This is a genomic window from Marinobacter sp. bablab_jr008 (assembly GCF_016464145.1).
Classification (GTDB): Bacteria; Pseudomonadota; Gammaproteobacteria; order Pseudomonadales; family Oleiphilaceae; genus Marinobacter; species Marinobacter nauticus.
The window spans coordinates 165,980-184,092 of the sequence record NZ_JACDWW010000054.1; the positions used below are offsets into that span (position 1 = coordinate 165,980).

At 57.8% G+C, this 18,113-nt stretch carries 13 protein-coding genes; 3 read left to right on the top strand and 10 right to left on the bottom strand.

Annotated features, from left to right (window positions below; genetic code table 11):
• The first annotated feature begins 227 nt into the window (after window positions 1-227).
• Both mfd and JIF53_RS08075 read left to right on the top strand, forming a co-directional pair.
• Window positions 228-3,749: a transcription-repair coupling factor gene (gene mfd / locus JIF53_RS08070; RefSeq protein WP_199452209.1), complete on the top strand. Its 3,522-nt coding sequence runs from the start codon at window positions 228-230 to the stop codon at window positions 3,747-3,749.
• Between the two features lie 29 nt (window positions 3,750-3,778).
• Window positions 3,779-4,573, top strand: coding sequence for a CsiV family protein (locus JIF53_RS08075; protein WP_199452210.1), 795 nt, complete (start codon window positions 3,779-3,781; stop codon window positions 4,571-4,573).
• Here JIF53_RS08075 and JIF53_RS08080 read toward each other — a convergent pair.
• The 5 genes from JIF53_RS08080 to JIF53_RS08100 are packed head-to-tail and all read right to left on the bottom strand — an operon-like array spanning window position 4,554 to window position 8,794.
• Window positions 4,554-5,342 carry an S-methyl-5'-thioinosine phosphorylase gene (locus JIF53_RS08080; RefSeq protein ID WP_199452211.1) on the bottom strand — a complete coding sequence of 263 codons (789 nt, stop codon included), beginning with the start codon at window positions 5,340-5,342 and terminating at the stop codon, window positions 4,554-4,556. The genes JIF53_RS08075 and JIF53_RS08080 overlap by 20 nt on opposite strands.
• Window positions 5,339-6,580, bottom strand: coding sequence for a mechanosensitive ion channel family protein (locus tag JIF53_RS08085; RefSeq protein WP_199452212.1), 1,242 nt, complete (start codon window positions 6,578-6,580; stop codon window positions 5,339-5,341). The genes JIF53_RS08080 and JIF53_RS08085 overlap by 4 nt, the downstream gene beginning before the upstream one ends.
• Before the next feature lie 23 nt (window positions 6,581-6,603).
• A complete protein-coding gene (locus tag JIF53_RS08090; protein ID WP_199452213.1) occupies window positions 6,604-7,104 on the bottom strand; it encodes a L,D-transpeptidase in 501 nt (166 codons plus the stop codon).
• Window positions 7,105-7,162: 58 nt separating this feature from the next.
• Window positions 7,163-7,840 carry a TetR/AcrR family transcriptional regulator gene (locus JIF53_RS08095; protein ID WP_199452214.1) on the bottom strand — a complete coding sequence of 226 codons (678 nt, stop codon included), beginning with the start codon at window positions 7,838-7,840 and terminating at the stop codon, window positions 7,163-7,165.
• A gap of 60 nt (window positions 7,841-7,900) precedes the next feature.
• Entirely contained in the window at window positions 7,901-8,794 is an 894-nt protein-coding gene (locus tag JIF53_RS08100) for a hypothetical protein (protein ID WP_199452215.1), read from the bottom strand.
• Window positions 8,795-8,951: 157 nt separating this feature from the next.
• Between JIF53_RS08100 and JIF53_RS08105 the strand changes: the two genes are divergently transcribed.
• Window positions 8,952-9,569, top strand: a complete 618-nt coding sequence (locus tag JIF53_RS08105) for a riboflavin synthase subunit alpha (RefSeq protein ID WP_199452216.1) — start codon at window positions 8,952-8,954, stop codon at window positions 9,567-9,569.
• 3 nt (window positions 9,570-9,572) lie between these two features.
• Here the strand turns inward: JIF53_RS08105 and JIF53_RS08110 are convergent, their stop codons facing one another.
• The 5 genes from JIF53_RS08110 to JIF53_RS08130 form a co-directional block, all read right to left on the bottom strand.
• Window positions 9,573-10,712 (bottom strand): class I SAM-dependent methyltransferase, encoded by a 1,140-nt coding sequence (locus JIF53_RS08110; RefSeq protein ID WP_199452217.1) that lies wholly within the window; start codon window positions 10,710-10,712, stop codon window positions 9,573-9,575.
• Window positions 10,713-10,907: 195 nt separating this feature from the next.
• The gene (locus JIF53_RS08115) at window positions 10,908-11,963 is read right to left on the bottom strand and encodes a class I SAM-dependent methyltransferase (protein WP_031210457.1); all 1,056 of its coding nucleotides are present in this window, start codon (window positions 11,961-11,963) and stop codon (window positions 10,908-10,910) included.
• 133 nt (window positions 11,964-12,096) lie between these two features.
• The gene (locus JIF53_RS08120; protein ID WP_014421070.1) at window positions 12,097-12,270 is read right to left on the bottom strand and encodes a hypothetical protein; all 174 of its coding nucleotides are present in this window, start codon (window positions 12,268-12,270) and stop codon (window positions 12,097-12,099) included.
• A 126-nt stretch (window positions 12,271-12,396) separates the two neighbouring features.
• On the bottom strand, window positions 12,397-13,074 hold the full coding sequence (gene can, locus JIF53_RS08125; protein ID WP_011785417.1) for a carbonate dehydratase: 678 nt from the start codon (window positions 13,072-13,074) through the stop codon (window positions 12,397-12,399).
• Window positions 13,075-13,142: 68 nt separating this feature from the next.
• Window positions 13,143-18,023: an NAD-glutamate dehydrogenase gene (locus JIF53_RS08130; protein WP_199452218.1), complete on the bottom strand. Its 4,881-nt coding sequence runs from the start codon at window positions 18,021-18,023 to the stop codon at window positions 13,143-13,145.
• Window positions 18,024-18,113 lie beyond the last annotated feature (90 nt).

The following is an 18,113-nucleotide window of genomic DNA, read 5'->3' on the forward strand; positions in this document are numbered from 1 at the left end:
GTAGACTCCCGGTCAGTCCAGTTGGACAGGTGCTGGTTGATCTGTTCGTGACTCACGGTTGGAACCTCGTATAGCACTGGAAATAATTTGGGGCGCACATTATCCAACTTAAAAGGCGATACGGCAAATAGCCGTTTGTCTGCCCCGACCATGACACTGTCACAACCGGGCGATAGAATAGCGCCGCCCCGGCAAATGATGCATTTATTCAGGAGAACGCTTGCCCCATGACCAAAGGCCAGGCCCACGCCCCGCTTATCGCCCCCGCTGCCCCTGAAAAGGCTGCCGACCACAGAAAATGGGGGCAACTGAATGGCTGTGCCGACGCCCTGGCCATCTGCGAGAGCGCCCGCGCCCACAAAGGTCTGACACTGGTCATCACTCAAAGTACCAGCGAAGCCATCCAGCTGGAGCAATCCATCCGGTTTTTCCTAGGGCTGCCCACGGATGAAGACGGCGCCATCATTACCTCCGATGGCATTGAGCTATTGTCGCTTCCGGACTGGGAAACACTGCCCTACGATCTGTTTTCGCCACACCAGGACATTACCTCGAGGCGGATTCGCTCCCTGCACCGGTTACCCGGCACACGCCACGGCATTCTGGTAGTACCGGCGCGCACCCTGATGCACCGGCTTGCCCCCCCAAGCTATCTGCAGGGTAACACCCTGCTGCTGGAAGTGGGCCAGACCCTGGATATCGACAGCTGGCGAATGCAACTGGAGGCAGCCGGTTATCATCATACCGACAACGTGTATGAACACGGCGAGTATGCGGTACGAGGGGCCATCCTCGACATTTACCCCATGGGCTCTAACCTGCCCTACCGCATTGATCTGTTCGATGACGAAATCGAAACCCTCCGGACCTTTGACCCGGAAACCCAGAGATCCATCGATAAAACCGAACGCATCGAACTTCTGCCGGCCAACGAATTTCCCTGGCACAAGGAAGCCCGCTCAGGCTTTCGCAATCGCTGGTTCGAATATTTCCCCAATGCCGACAAAGACGCGCCGGTTTACCAGGATGTTACCCACGGCATCACACCGCCTGGCATTGAGTACTATCTTCCACTGTTTTTCGATGCAACCGCCACGTTATTTGATTATCTGCCGGGCAACACTCTGGTGTTTACTGCCAACGGCCTCAATGATGCCGTCAATGCCTTTGATGCGGAAACGCGGGCCCGTTACGAAGACCGCCGCCACGATCGACTGCGCCCTATTCTGCCCCCCACCGAGCTGTTTCTGCAGCCGGATGAAGTGTTCGGGCAACTCAAACACTACCCGCGTATTACCTGCAGCAGTCAACCCGAAGACGGCGCGGGCGCCAGCAACTGCGGTACCGAATCTCTCCCGGATGTCGCCATGGACGGGCGCGCCGCTGATCCGGCAGGGCGCCTCAAACGGTTCATTCAGGAGTTCCACGGGCGCATCCTGATCTGTGCTGAATCGTCCGGGCGCCGGGAGGCGCTGATCGACAACCTGGCCGATCACAAGCTCAAGCTGTCAACCGTGCAGAGCTGGTCGGAATTCCTCGAAAACGAGAGCACCACTCTGGCCATCACCATTGCCCCACTGGAACAGGGCATGGTGTTGCCCGGCCAGAATCTGGCACTGATTACCGAATCGGCGTTGTTTGGCGAGCGGGTGCTGCAGCGTCGCCGGCGCCAGAAACCAACCGAAACCGACGATGCCGGCTACCGGGACCTGTCTGAACTGAGAATTGGCGCACCGGTCGTGCATATCGACCATGGCGTGGGGCGCTACAAGGGGCTGGAGACACTCACCGCCGGCGGCCAATCCGACGAATTCCTGACCCTGGAATACGCCGGCGGCTCCAAACTCTATGTACCGGTGTCCAGCCTGCACCTGATTTCCCGTTACGCCGGCACCGATGAGGAACACGCACCGCTCCACAAGCTCGGAACAGAACGCTGGAGCAACGCCAAGCAAAAAGCGCTGGAAAAAATCCGCGACACCGCCGCAGAACTGCTGGATGTTTACGCCCGCCGGGAAGCCCGGAAAGGCTTCCAGTTTGAGGACCCGAAAGAGGCCTATCGGACCTTTGCTGCCGGCTTCCCGTTTGAGGAGACGCCGGACCAGCAGGTGGCCATCGAATCGGTGTTCGAGGATATGACGAGCGAACGCCCGATGGACCGGCTGGTATGCGGCGATGTCGGCTTCGGTAAAACCGAAGTCGCCATGCGCGCGGCTTTTCTGGCCACCTGGTCTGGCAAACAGGTGGCCGTGCTGGTGCCCACTACTCTTCTGGCCCAGCAACATTACGAGTCGTTCCGTGACCGGTTCTCGGATACGCCGGTAACTGTAGAGCTTCTGAGTCGCTTCCGCAGCGGCAGCCAGACCAGCAAGGCCATCACTGCCATAGAGGAAGGCAAGGCAGATATCGTCATTGGCACCCACAAGCTTCTGCAAGGCGATATCAACTTCAAGAATCTGGGGCTGGTGATTATCGACGAAGAACACCGGTTTGGCGTTCAGCAGAAGGAAAAACTGAAATCCCTGCGGGCCGAGGTGGATATGCTGACCCTCACCGCCACACCGATTCCCAGAACCCTGAACATGGCTATGGGCCACCTGCGCGACCTGTCCATTATCGCGACCCCACCAGCCCGCCGGCTGTCGGTGAAAACCTTTGTGCGCCAGCGCGACGACGCCATGGTGAAAGAAGCGATTCTGCGGGAAATCCTGCGGGGCGGTCAGGTCTATTTCCTGCACAATGATGTCGCCACCATCGAGAAAACCGCGGAAGATCTGCGCAAACTGATTCCGGAGGCGCGGGTGGGTGTGGCACACGGCCAGATGCGCGAGCGCCAGCTGGAACAGATCATGTCGGATTTCTACCACAAGCGTTTCAACGTACTGGTGTGCACCACTATTGTGGAAACCGGCATCGACATCCCCAGCGCCAACACCATTATTATTGAACGGGCAGACAAATTTGGCCTGGCGCAGCTGCACCAGCTTCGGGGTCGCGTGGGCAGGTCTCATCACCAGGCGTACGCCTATCTGCTGACACCACCGCCAAAGGCCATTTCCGCCGATGCAAGGAAGCGACTGGATGCGATTTCCGAATCCCAGGACCTGGGCGCAGGCTTCATGCTGGCCACCCACGACCTGGAAATCCGGGGCGCTGGCGAGCTGCTGGGTGAAGAACAGAGCGGTCAGATCGAAAGCATCGGCTTTACCCTCTACATGCAGCTGCTGGACGAAGCCGTAAAAGCGATTCGCGACGGCCGCACGCCCAACGCCGAGCTGCCTCTCAGCCACGGCACCGAAATGAACCTGCGCATTCCGGCCCTGATTCCCGACGACTACCTGCCGGATGTCCACAACCGCCTGATGCTGTACAAGCGTATTGCCAGCGTGAAGGATCGTGAGGCATTAAAAGAACTTCAGGTTGAGATGATTGACCGCTTCGGATTATTACCGCCCCCGGCCAAGAACCTCATGCGCCAGGCACAGCTACGCTTGCAGGCAGAGACTCTGGGCATCGTGAAAGTGGATGCCGGCAAGGAATGGGTGCGGCTTGAGTTCGGGGCAACGACACCGGTCGACCCTCTCGAACTGGTTAAAAAAGTGCAATCCGCTCCGGATCGATACCGGCTCGAAGGCGCCAACAGCTTTCGCTTCCGGCTGAATGATGACTCAACCGATGGTAAACTCGACGCCATCGCAGCGATGCTCGACGAACTGGCGCCCGACAAGGCCCCGGCAAAGGCATCATGACAAAAAAGGATTCAGGTGGAGTAACGCCCTTGCAAGCTCACATTTTATGCTCCCGGCAAACCCTGGCCAGTGCCGCGCTGTTCGCCTCAGTTGCATTCACACCGGCAACCCTGTGGGCCCAGGGCGCTTCAGGCAATGTCCCGAACGACTACTACCGGGCAGAGCTGGTGATTTTACAGCGTCTGGTGGACCCGGCCGGCATTGAAGAGCAGATGGCGAACAAGTCGGTGGAACCTGTCGAAGCGGCCGGCAAAACCCTTTGGGTGGAGCAGGAATCCGGGGAGCGGGTAACCGAACTCAACCTGGTACCCCGCAACCAACTGCACCTGGGCGAGGCGGCCAACCGGCTCGAGCGAAGCGGTAACTACCGGGTATTGGCGAGTGCCGGCTGGTATGAAGCCTTTCCGCCCGACTACGAGGGCGAACCTCTGCGTGTCGCAATCGGTGACTGGCTGGCCGAGTCTGGCCAGCGAGCGGTGGAAGGCCAGATAACCATCGACCGCCAGCGCTACCTGCACGTCAATGTGCAGCTTAACCACTGGGCCGTCAGCGATGATCCCGAGGCTCTGCCGGCAGAGCCTGAAACACCGCCTCAGACCGAAGCGGTTGCGGAGTTTTCCGATCAGGACTCGGGCAATACACTTGATAGCGAAACCGGTGGTTCAGCATCAGAAGGCACCGGTACCGCTTACCAACTTCGTCCGGCACCAGTAGAACTGGTGACCTGGATTCGTGAAACGCGGCGGATGCGCAGTGAGGAAATCCACTTCATCGACTCCCCCACCGTCGGCGTCCTGGTTTTCTTCAAGAAGATCGAGGGGTAAGCGCAAGCTGCCCCAGACTTGCCATGGAACGCTCCAGAATCTGACGAACGCCGGACATGCCCTGGGCAATCGCTTCTTCAATCTCGGCCATGGTAATAATGTGGTCGGTTTTACCCGCAGCCCAGTTCACCACCAGCCCGAGGCTGACGTACCGCAAGCCCAGCTCTGCCGCCAGCACTGCCTCGGGCATGCCGGTCATACCAACGATGTCACAGCCATCCCGCTCCATCCTGCGGATTTCCGCCGCCGTCTCCAGCCTGGGCCCCTGCGTCGCGCCGTAGACGCCAAACCCGGAAAATGACAGCGACGCCGCGCGAGCAGCATCAATCAACACCTGACGCGCTTCCTGATCGTAGGGCCAGGTAAAATCAATGTGTGTAACTTCCTCCAGCTCGCCTTCGAAGAAAGTACTGGCCCGGCCCCAGGTATAGTCGATCAGTTGATCCGGGATCACGATGTGGGCCGGCCCCATATTGGCATGTATGCCACCAACCGCGTTTACACCCACCAGCACCCGAGCGCCGGCATCATGCAACGCCTGAATGTTGGCCCGGTAATTGACCTGATGGGGCGGAATCCGGTGCGGGTTACCATGACGCGCCAGAAAGATAACAGGCTGATCACCCAGTTGCCCCCGCACCAGCGCGGAAGAGGGCTCACCCCACGCAGTTGTCACTGTCTCTTCTCCGGTGATCTGGATATTGCTCAGGCTGGTCAGCCCCGTACCACCGATAATGCCTACCGGCACATTGTCATTCGTTACTGTCATTCCCCGTCTCCGGAATCTGAATCGGCTTCACCGTAACCGCCATCATGATCGATATTTTTTCCGGATTTTCCGGAATCAGCGTCCTTGTCCGAGGACTTGTCGTTTGAGTCCTCACGTTTTGAGGAATCACGCCCGTCTACCCGCACCCCATCCGGCAGATGCAGCGTGCGCGTCGGGAAGGCCACCTCGGCACCATGGTTTTCGATGATGTCACTGATTTTCAGTAACACATCTTCCTTCACCTCATGGAAACGCACCCACTGGGTGGTTTTGGTAAAGGTGTACACCATGATATCCAGTGACGATGAATTGAATGCCAGAAAATTAACAATCAAGGTCTCGTTGGCATCAATCTCTTCATGATTCTTCAGCATCTCCCGGATTTCGTCCACGATGGTTTTCATGGAATGCACATCGGCATAGCGAATGCCGATGGTCTCGTAGATCCGGCGATTGGTCATCCGGGACGGGTTCTCCACCGCGATGGTGGTAAACGCCGCGTTGGGGACATAAAGCGGGCGCTTGTCGAACGTGCGAATGGTGGTCAGTCGCCATCCGATGTGCTCTACCGTGCCTTCTATGTTGCGATCCGGGGAACGCACCCAGTCACCCACTTTGAAAGGGCGGTCCAGGTGAATAATGAAGCCGCCAAAGAAGTTTGCCAGCAGGTCTTTGGCAGCAAAACCAACGGCGATACCACCCACACCACCAAAGGCCAGCACCCCGGAAATACTGAACCCCAATGTTTGCAGGGCGGTCAGCGCTGCGGTAATAATCACGACCGCTCGCGACAGCTTGCTGATGGCATTGACCGTGGTGTAATCCATCGGCTTGCGCATCTTGATCGGAGAGGTGAGGATATTCTCGAACTGTTTGATCAGCCGAATAAAAAACCAGACCACCACCCAGACAAAACCGATCTGAAGCAACGTTCCGTTAGCCTTGAAGACCTCAGCCTCGGAAAAATGGTGAGCCACTTCGGCAGCCCAATACACCCCCTGGAGCCACACGAAAGCCACGACAGGGCGACGGACCGCGTGCAGAATAGCATCATCCCAAAGGTTATGAGTGCTGGCGAATTTGCGCTCCAGCGCAGAAATCACATGACTGGCAATATAGGCAACCGCCGCCGTGCCCAGCACCAGCAGGAAAATCAGCACACCGGCCCGCCAACCCTCAGACAGCAACCCGAACTGCTCTATCCAGCCATTCAGTACACCTAAAACTTCGCCAATCATCCTGTCCCTCTGAATTATACGGATTAATAGATACTGACCGGAGTCCCCGCTGGAACCCGGTCAAAAAGCTCAACAATATCGGTATTGCGCATCCGGATGCAGCCATGGGATCTGGCAACTCCCATAGGTTCACTGTCCGGCGTACCGTGGATATAGATAAAACGACGAAAAGTGTCTACCCCCGGCCCACGGTTTCGCCCCCATTCACAGCCACAAAGCCAGAGTATACGGGTAAGAATCCAGTCGCGCCCCGGGTTCGCTGCCGCCAGACTCTGGCTGTATATCTCGCCAGTGGGGCGGCGCCCACGATACACCGTATTTAATGGCTGCCCCGCCCCGATTCGGGCGCGGACAAAATGCTCGCCAACAGGGGTACAGCCACTGCCGTCGGCCTGGCCGGGGCCATTCAGGCCGGTGGATACCGGGTAGCGGGCAATGATATCACCCGATTGAGTAGCCAGTGTCAGGAACTGATTGGCGATATCAATGGACAGGGTAACCCCGGGGGGCTTGTTATCGGGCATTGGTAACGACTTCCCTCCGGCTGCAAACCAGAGGGAAGACTACCCGAGGCGGGGGAGTTCAGGCAACCGAAACGCCTGAATTGGTAGGCGGCACCAGCATTTTGTCTGGAGCCTTCATGCCTGCGGCCAGGAACGGCACCAGGCGCGCGGCAATTTCCTGCACCGTGGTTTCAACGCCCAGCTTGTTTTCCAGAATATCAATCAGGGCATCACTGCTGGACATGGTGAAGGCCGTCGCCCCCAACATGAACTGGATGCGCCAGTAGCGATCGACCGAGGACAACTCGGGCGTGGCCTCTTTGAGCAAGCGCATGAAACGACCAAATGGCTCACTGTATTCCTGTTCGAGGAATTTACGCAGGTGGCCCTGAGACTGGGTATAGGCAAGACCGAGCAAGCGCATGAAGATGGATATGCCTTTCTCATTGCGTTGAGGCATACGCACGGCGCTTTCAGTGAGCGCCCAGAGGGTCTGGTTCAGCGTGGGCGGCTGGCCATCACAACGCTCTTCGAGTTCATCAAAGGCGGTTTCCAGGGTGGCCGAAAACGGCGTCAGGAACCGAGCGAACACGGCGTGGATCAGGGCATTCTTAGACCCAAAGTGATAATTGACAGCGGCCAGATTTACCTTAGCCTTACTGGTAATCATTCGAAGCGATGTTTCCGAGAACCCACGCTCGGCAAACAGCTCTTCGGCAGCGTCAAGAATGCGGTCAACGGTATCAGACTGCGCCATTTTGTTGTCAGAGCCTCTAGCAAACGTCTGTTTGAAACATACGTTTGAAGGCCTGTCATGTCAAGCTCGGTCTTCAGGAACCGCCGCCACTGCCTGCCAACCCCGGTCTATCGCGTCCTGATTGCCGTCGAAAAACGCTTGCTGGACTTTGCCATAAGCTTTCTCAGCTTCCAGCAGATAGATAAGATACAGCCGAACATGTTCCCGCCGGGTAAGATAGCGCGGCAACACCCGTTGCTCAGACAGTCTGAGCAATTCGCTGAAACGGGTATGGCGCAGTGCCGGGTTGTACTCTGCCATCCGCGCGCACTGCCAGATCAGCCCTTCCTTGCCCTCGAGGTGAGCCGCATGTTTGCGGGCATCCCGGAGCATGCGCTGCCGCCGTATGATCAAATCCATATAGGAGGGCCTGGACGTGTAGATCCGACGGATGAACGGCACACCAAGCAACAGAATAATCACGAAGGCACCAAAGCCGCCACCGGCCACCCAGGCCGGCACAAAACCGGTCAAACCACTGAGGAAAAACGTCGCAGCCAAAAGGGCACTGAAGATCCACAGGTCCCGGCTACGCCGCGCAGCTGCCATCTGATAGTTATCCGGCCAGTCCGACATAGCCAGCAAGTTGAAGTCCATCAGCAGAACCCGGTCACACTGCCTTAGCATAAGACGCAGCTTGCGCTGTCGCGACTCCGCCAGCGCCTGCTCGATGTCCGGGGTCTCCGGCCCGGTCTCGGCAGTCCGATCCTGCGATTCCTGCGCCCCGGGCTGCTCGCTGCCAGATTCAGCGTTCGGGCCCTGGTCATCGTCAGCCTGCAGAGCAGCGGTTCTTTGCGCGGCATTGAGGGCAGATTCCGGTGTCGCCGGCACCGGATCAGCGGCCCGGCCGGGGCGAAGCACCGCGCCGGAAGCATTGGCCGAATCGGTCTTGTCTACTGCTGTATTTTCCGCCATTGAGGTCACTGTTCTTCGGGTTCTTTAGCCAAGTATCGACCTTTACGAACAATTCTTGAATGTCGGCTTTGCCGGCATACCCGGTTTGCGGGTTTCTTGGCAATACCGGCAGGCACCGGTATGCTTGCGCCAATCAACGGGTTTCAGGAGATTATGTATGTTTACCGGTATCGTTCAGGGCATTGCACGGGTCGAAAACGTGATCGCGGCGCCGGGCCTGAGTACCTTTTTGATCGATTTCCCGGAAGATCGGGTTCAGGGCGTAACCATCGGTGCCTCGGTTGCCATCAACGGCACCTGCCTGACGGTTACCCGCCAGGAAGGCCAACGGCTGTACTTCGACGCCATGCAGGAAACCCTGCGCCTGACCACCCTCGGCGACCTGAAACCCGGCGACGAAATCAACTTCGAGCGCGCCGCCCGAATCGGCGATGAAATCGGCGGCCATCTGCTCAGTGGCCATATCCACACTACCGCAACCATCGTCGATATTCTGCGGCCGGAAAACAACGTGACCCTCTGGTTCGAACTACCGGAAACCTGGGCGAAGTACATCTTCCCCAAAGGCTACATTGCCGTCAATGGCGCCAGCCTGACCATTGGCGAGGTGGAAGGTAACCGCTTCAACGTCCACCTTATCCCGGAGACCCTGCGTGCCACCACGTTCGGGAAGGCCACCAAGGGGCAAAAGGTCAACATCGAGATTGATAGTCAAACCCAGACCATCGTGGATACCCTCGCGCGCCTCGGCTACGATCGCCCGGCGACGGTCTGAGACTCACACCGCGCCATTCCGGGCTTCGAACACCACGAATTTCGGGCTTGCAGCTCTCTGTTCAACGCTGCTGAAGTACTGTTTCAGGGAACGGTGATACCCCAGGTGGCGATTGCCCACCATCAATACGCGACCGCCCGGCGCCAGATGCCGGGCGGCATCCCTGAACAGTCTCAGTGCGATGTGATCGCCCACCACCCCACCTTCATGGAAGGGTGGGTTCAATAGAATAAGCTGGTAGTCAGGCAAATCATCTGCGATGCCGTCCTGATGCCATAAGTGCACGCAATCGCCGCCCTCATACCGGCTCAGGTTATGCTCAACACTGGCAATGGCCTGGCTGGATACGTCACTGAAATGCACTTCGGCGCCCGGCCTGCCGGCAAGCGCAGACAACCCGAGCACGCCATTTCCACACGCCAGATCCAGAATCCGCCCGGCCGGGGGCACTCGACTAACCGCCTGAGGAATCAGCGGTAACAACTCCCGCGTGCCAATATCCAGCTTATCTCTGGCAAATACTGCGGGCAGCGCCTCGACCGGCCCGGGCAATCCTGCCACCGGGTAGCCACGCCATTGCTCCTGCCATTCCGTCAATGTGGCCGAGCCACCACGACACACCACTACCCGCGCCTTTTTACGGGCAGGCAACACCTGTTCGGTGACCACCGCACTGGCGAACACATCAACACTACGATCGGGCAGATGCTTGATCATACCGCCCGCCAGTATTTGTCCGTCTTCCGCCAGCACGCTGTTGAGCCACCGTAACAACCAGGCCAGATAACCGGCCTGACGGGGAATACGGAGCAGCACCAGATCAAAGGGCCCTGAGGGTGGCCGGCGCCAGTTCAAAACCGTCGGGCAGTCGGGTAACCCCGGATTGAGCGAAGCGTTCGTCAACACGGAGTGTGCGAGCGTCGCGCTGTCGGCAACTGTCTGCGGCTGATAGCAGGCAAGCCCGAGGGTCAGAGCACCAAACTGGTCGTCCACCACCAGCACGCGCAAACCGTCTGCCAGATAAGGCTCCGCAGCCGACAACAACAACTCGTCGGCAGCGTCCCAGGCGCGCAGCCCAGCCGTTCCGCCTGGCCGGATCAGGCGGAGTTCACCGGCAGGTGTCTGGAGTCTGGCAGTTGTCATTTTGGGCTTCCGTTGGCAGCTTTCGGGAAAATAAACACTTTTAGGCTGTTTATTCTAGAAATTAAACCTAAGTTAGGGGTGTTCACGCCGAACACCCTTTCCGGTCATGCCCCAGCCCTGACCCGGCTGGCCGGCCGCATTTTTCCGGACAAGATCTTTTGCCCCTTACCCCAGGGGCTTTTTTCTGTCTGTTTTTCAGCCCGACTTTTTCCGAAATGCCCGGTAAACGGTAAATCGCCGATCCTGCGCGAGTTTCTCAACCGGGCCGATGTGTTGTCGAATCAGGGCTTCATACGGCAGAAAACTGTTGGCCACCAGCCTCAGCTCGCCGCCGTGCGCGAGATGAGCGGCCACCTGGGCCAGGAACTGCTCGGTCATGGATGTATCGGTTTTTACACCGGTGTGGAAAGGCGGGTTGCTGATCACGGCCGGCCAGTTGCCTTGAACGGCAGCCAGGCCATCAGCGGCAAAAATCTCACCGTTTACCCCTGCCTTACGGTAACTTTCCCGGGCACAGAACACGGCCTGCGCCTGAACATCGGTCCCATCTACTCGAATTGGCTTCTTCCCCGCCAACTGATGAAAACCATGCAGCCAGGACCCGATAACACCTGCACCGCAAGCGAAATCGAGCACCCGATCGACACCCAGGGGTGACTCAGCCAGGGTTTCCAACAACATCCGGGTGCCATCGTCCAGTCGACCCAGACTGAAAACGCCTGGCAAGCCGGCAACAGAGAGCGCCACGCCAGCGCAGGAAAGCTCCGTCCAGCTGAGCCAGTCAGTCAACCGGAATTCGGTCAGGGGTTGGGTATTTCTGCCGCACCAGACCTGGCAATGGCGGGCGCTGTCGACCTTTACAACCTCCCCGGCGACGACGGAAAACTGCTTTATGGCACCGGCAATGCCTTCCTTCTTCTCGCCAATAACCACCAGTGCCGCACCTGGTTTGCCGAGGTAACGAGCCAAAGCCAGGCGGAGCTCACACTCAGCCCGGGCTTTAGGCAAAAATACCACCACGGTATCGCAAGAGCCCTGCTGCTGCCGATCTGGCTCGTAACCAAAACAGCCAGCCCAGTCAGTGTCATGGGACAGGATTTGCCAAAGACCGGCGTGCTCGGTCATCGCGATACCGGGAACCGGGCATCGGGGCAAAAGCGATGCATCCGAGACGCCTAACAGCGCTGGGCGTCCATTCAACAGATGCGCATTGCGGAGCAGAACTTCGTGGGTATTGGGCAGTGCAGACATGGGTAGCGGACCATTGCCAGAATCATGAGCCGCGTATGCTAACCGGAAAAAAGCCCCGAGTCTGCCCTGTGGCATCAGTCGGGGCTATCGCTATCGGGGTCGGCCTCTGGGGCCGCCCGGGAAGAGCCAGATATTATTTGTAACGTGCAACCGTACCCACACGCAGGGCGTCTTCAGGTGACATTCCCCAATCTTCCGGGGTGCGTGCTTCGGTGCGCTTGGCCTCAGCCCTTGCGCTATCCATGGCAGAACTTTCGTTTCTGCGGGTTCCCAGTGCCTGCAGGGCTTTCTGCATCAGTTCTTTCATGGTTTACCTCCCTTACTGCTTACAGTTGCTACTGTAACAGACGCAGAAGGTCACTACTGTGATGACGCCACGGGTCAGGAAGTGACGAGCATCACGATTTTTTGACAGTTTTTGACATTCTTCGCATTATATTTTTTGGCGCCCGGAGCGAACCGGTCGTTCGATCAGCTCATCCAGACTGGACTGACGAATCGTTTCCCGGTCTGCCTCACTGGCGATCGAGAGCCCCATATCCCTCAACAGACCGTCGGCCACGTCGTAAACGAAACCGTGCACAGTCAATGGCTGGCCGCGACGCCAGGCTTCCTGAACGATGTTGTTCTGGCACACATGCCCTACCTGCTCTACCACGTTCAGCTCACACAGGCGGTCTACCCGGTCCTGCACATTGGGAATGGCGTCCAGTACGGACTGGTGACGGTCACGCACGTCCTGAACATGGCGGAGCCAATTTGAAATCAGGCCAAAGCCTTCGTTCAGCAATGCCGCGCGCACGCCACCACAACCGTAATGCCCCACCACCAATACGTGTTTGACCTTCAACACTTCGATGGCGAACTGGAGCACCGACAGGCAGTTGAAATCTGTATGTACAACCACGTTGGCCACGTTTCTGTGCACGAAAAGTTCACCGGGGAGCAAGTCCACAATCTGGTTCGCAGGTACCCGACTGTCGGCACAGCCGATCCACAGGTACTCCGGTGCCTGCTGGTTCGAGAGCCGGTCAAAGAACTTCGGGTCCACCGACTTGATGCCATTGGCCCAGGCCCGGTTCTTGTCCAGTAGATGTTTCAGTGGTGCCATTATCTTGTTGCTCCTGCCATTGATTCCCGCTGCGGGATTGAACGGGAATCAACGACATAACGCAATAGTCAGTTGGTCGTTACGTCTTCCGGGCTCTGGTGCATGGTGCTTTGCGCCAGGTCCAGCAGCTCCCGCAGTGCGACCGAGAACATGGCGTATTCCGGTTCCCTTACACCTTTGAGTTCCGCCAGCATCGCGTTCCAGCGATCAATCATGTGCTGGTTGCGCTGCTCCCAGGCGTTCACACTATCGGTGACTTTCTCCGGGCTTTCAGCGGTTTTCAGCACACCGGTGGTCAGAGCCCGTTGCTGCCAGTCCAGATCCTCCCGGAAGCTTTCCCGCGCCAGGGCCTGCCAATGGGAACTTGGCGTCAACGCTGCGATGGCATTAGCGAACCAGGTCAGGTCGAGACGGTCACCCAGATCGTAGTACAGGTTGGCCACCGTTTTCAGCGGCATGCCTGTGGCTTCCTGTGCCTCGATAATACCAAGAGAGGAATACAGATAGCCGGTTCCTGCCAGCACCGACGCCAGTTCCTTCGGCAAACCCGCAGCCATCAGCTGATCATTGCGTTTTTCCCAATTGGCACGAGCCTGGTCGCCAAGGTATTCCGGCAGACCCGAGGTAATGGCCCAGACGCTGTCGGCAAACCGCTCCATGTGACTCTGGATATTGAGTTCTGCCCGGCGATTACGAAGCAACCAGCGCACAGCCCGACGCATCAGACGCATCAGATCCTGCATCAACTCCATCTGCAGATCCGCGGAAACGTGGAAATCCAGCGCTTCAATCTTGTCCCACCAGCTGTCGATGCGGAACACATCCCGGGCAATAATCCAGGCCAGGGCAATGGATGCTGCGTCCGCCCCGGTAGACTGGTTCAGGCGCTCCACAAAGGTAATGCCCATGTGGTTAACCATGTCGTTGGCGATCTGGGTTGCGATGATCTCCCGTCGCAGTTGGTGTTCACCCAGCTCTTTCGAGAAACGCTTGGTCAGATCCCGCGGGAAGACCTTGTACATCTCACCCGCCAGCAGAGGATTGTCCGGCAGATTACTGTCGATCAGCACCTGCTTCAGATCCCCTTTGACGTAGGAAATCAGCACCGACAGTTCCGGCCGCGTCAGCCCTTTCTTGGCCAGCTTGCGCTCTGACAGGGTTTCGTCATCCGGCAGGAACTCCAGTGCCCGGTTGAGCTTGCCTTCGCTCTCGAAGGTATTCATCAGCCGACGATACTCCTCCAGCCGGGTGGCGGCATCCTCGCTGGCGATACTGATGGCCTGGGTCTGACGGTAGTTGTTCTTCAGCACCAGCGAGGCAACATCATCAGTCATTTCCTCCAGCATGATGTTGCGCTGCTTGCCAGTCAGATCGCCCATGGCCACCGCCCGGTTGAGCAGGATCTTCATGTTCACTTCATGGTCAGAGCAGTCCACGCCGCCCGAGTTGTCGATGAAGTCAGTATTCAGGCGACCACCCTTCAGGGCGTATTCAATCCGCCCCATCTGGGTGAAGCCGAGATTTCCGCCCTCACCTACAACCTTGCAGCGCAGCTCGGCACCATTGATCCGCAGGCCATCATTGGCCTTGTCGCCCACATCGGAGTGGCTTTCACCGCTGCCCTTCACGTAAGTGCCAATACCACCAATCCAGAGCAGGTCCACTTCGGCCTTGAGGATGTGACTGATCAGCATATTGGGCGGAACGCGGTCCGCCTTGATGCCCAGCAGCTTTTTCATTTCTGGGCTGACCGGAATGGACTTGGCATTGCGGCTGAAAACGCCGCCGCCCTTCGAAATCAACTTGCTGTCGTAATCGGTCCAGGCGGAACGCGGCAGTTCAAACAGGCGCTTACGCTCCTTGTAGCTGCGTTCGGTGTCCGGGGTCGGGTCAATGAAGATGTGGATATGGTTGAAGGCGGCCACCAGCCGGGTTTTTTCCGAGCACAGCAGGCCATTGCCGAACACGTCCCCACCCATATCACCGATACCGATGGCGGTGAACTCATCCACAGCCGGGTTAATACCCATCTCACGGAAGTGCCGTTCCACCGAAACCCAGGCGCCCCGGGCAGTAATGCCCATTTTCTTGTGGTCATAACCGTTACTGCCACCGGAGGCGAAGGCATCTCCCATCCAGAAGCCATATTCCGCGGCCAGGCCATTAGCGATGTCGGAGAAAGTGGCGGTGCCTTTGTCAGCCGCCACCACGAGGTAGTGATCGTCCTCGTCATGGCGGATGACCCGCTCCGGCGGCTGGATGCCGGAATCCACCAGGTTATCTGTGATATCCAGCAAGCCCCGGATGAATGTTTTGTAGGCCGCAATACCCTCTGCCTGGAATGCCTCCCGGTCAGACGGATCGGGCAGGCGCTTGGCCACAAAGCCACCCTTCGCGCCCACCGGCACAATGACGGCATTTTTCACTTGCTGCGCTTTTACCAGGCCCAGAATTTCTGTGCGGTAGTCCTCGAACCGATCCGACCAGCGCAAACCACCACGGGCCACTTTGCCACCACGCAGGTGAACCCCCTCCACACGAGGGGAATACACAAAGATCTCGAACATGGGTAATGGCAGCGGCATGTCCGGAATCTGCGACGGGTCAAATTTCACACTGATGTAGGGCTTGGGCTGGCCCTCGCCATCCAGCTGGTAGTAGTTGGTGCGCAACGTCGCCTGCATCAGCTCCAGATACAGCCGTAGCACGCGATCCTCACTGAGGTTCTCCACTTCATCCAGGCCGGCGTTGAATTCGATTTCCAGTTTCTGCTGGGCCGCCTCGCTTTTGCCCTTACTCTTGAAACGCTCAGGGTTGAATCGAACCTCAAAGTACTCCAGCAGGATCCGTGTCAGGTTGACGTGGTTGACCAACGTGTTGGAAATGAACGTCTGACTGTTGGAGAACCGGATCTGGCGCATGTAGCGGGCGTAAGTACGCAGCAACGCGATCTCACGCCAGCTCATGTAGGAGGACAACAACAGGCGGTTAAAGGCGTCGTTTTCGGCTTCACCGTGCCAGACCCGGCGGAACAACTCTTCGAAAATCGGGCGAATACGGTGAATATCCACCACGTTCCCAGTGTGGGACTGCAGGGTAAAGTCATGAATCCAAACCGTTTTACCCGTTCGGTCAATCACCTCAAACGGGTGCTCGCCAATCACCCGGAAACCGAGATTGTCGAAAATCGGCATCACATCCGACAGTGGCAGCGGCTCATCCGGATAGAACAGCTTAAAATGCAGCGTGTTCTCGTCTTCTTCCAGAGCCCGGTAGAAGCTCATGGCCAGATCATCATCACGGGCAGAGGCGGTGATGTGCTCCAGGTCGATAGCGGCCCGGCGGGGCGAGAACATATCGGTGTAGCTGGCCGGGAAACCGCCCGCCCAGACACGATAAAGCTCGTTGCCCTGCTCTTCGCCGTAAGCCTCGCTCAGAGCCTCGTAGAGGCCATCACGCCAGGACTGGGCAAGCTCAATGACCTTGTCGCGGATTTCCGCCAGCGGCAACTGGCGGTTTTCCACCTGCGGCACCCGGATGGTGAACTGCACCCGGGCCAGCACCGATTCGGAAAAGTGCGTAACAAACTCAATGTCCTCAGCCTCCAGGCGGTCCAGCAACACCTGTTCCACCTTCAGGCGTAACTCGGTGTTGTAGATATCCCTGGGGAAGAAGGCCAGGCAGGTCACAAACTGGCCGTATACGTCCTCCCGCATGAACAGCTCGATGCGGCGACGCTCCTGGATGTAGAGAATGCTCTTGGCAACGCGCAGCAACTCATCGGTTTCGATCTGGAACAGCTCGTCCCGCGGGTAGAGCGTCAGGATCTGTTCCAGCTCCTTGCCGGCGTAATCGTCGGTCAGGAAACCGGACCGCTTCATCACGCTCTGGAACTTGCGCCGCAACAGCGGAATCTCATCGGGCCGCTCGTTGTAGACCCGAGCGGTGTATAGACCGAGGAAGCGGCGTTCGCCCACCACTTCACCCTTGCTGTTGAATTTCTTGACCGCGATGTAGTCCGGATAGGCCGGCCGGTGCACGCGAGACCGCTGCGCCGATTTGGCGAAGATGAAGATGTCATCGGAACGGGTCATTTCATGGCGGGTACGCTGCGGCAGCTCATTCAGCCGGACCCGATCAGGGCGTTCGTTGTTGACTCTAAGAATACCCAGCTCCGAGTTTTCCACCCGGCGCACCACCATGCCCTGCTTGTCCTTGGCAAAGTCGTATTCGTCGTACCCCAGAAACGTGAAGTGGTCATCCACCAGCCAGGTCAGAAAAGCCCGGGCTTCGTCCTTGCCTTCTTCACTGATTCCCGCCGTGGTGGCATCCAGCTCCTTGACGATCTCGCTGACTTTCTCTTTCACGATCGGGAAATCTCCCACCGCAATGCGTACTTCGTGCAGCACTTTCTGCAGTGTCTGTTCCAGGTCGCGAAGATCTTCCGGCGCACTGTGTCGGTCGATTTCAAGCACGATGAATGCTTCGTAGCTTGCGTCCTTCGATGCCTTTTTGGTGGTGTGCAGCTTCTTCAGCTTGCCACTGTCGTCCCGCTCCACTCGCAGGATGGAGTGCTGAATGGAATGGGTGCCGATTTCCCGCTGATTGATGGCCATGCGCAGGGAATCAATCAGAAACGGAATATTGGGATGGAGAATAAAAATAACGCTGTGAGTGGACTGCCAGCCGTCGCTTTCCAGATCCGGGTTGAACACTGAAACAGGGGTTTCATCGGCACTGCGCTTTTGCAGGAACTGCCAGGCTGCCAGAACGGCGCCGTAGGTATCCGAGAAGCGGCGACTGACCAGCTCCTCCAGAGGAATATGGGCGTAATGCTGTCGCGCAAAATCGGCGATCTTCTTCGCCTCGGTTTTTGCAATCTTTTCTGAGAACGCATCGGCCAACTGCTCAAAAAACTGATCCTTGCTGGCGATTGTCAGCGCATTCATATCCAACCTCTGGTTTGTGTGAAAGAAACGTAATCAGGGTATCGTCACATAAGCATAGTCAAACCCTTGATTTTTGCCGGCCAGACGCCA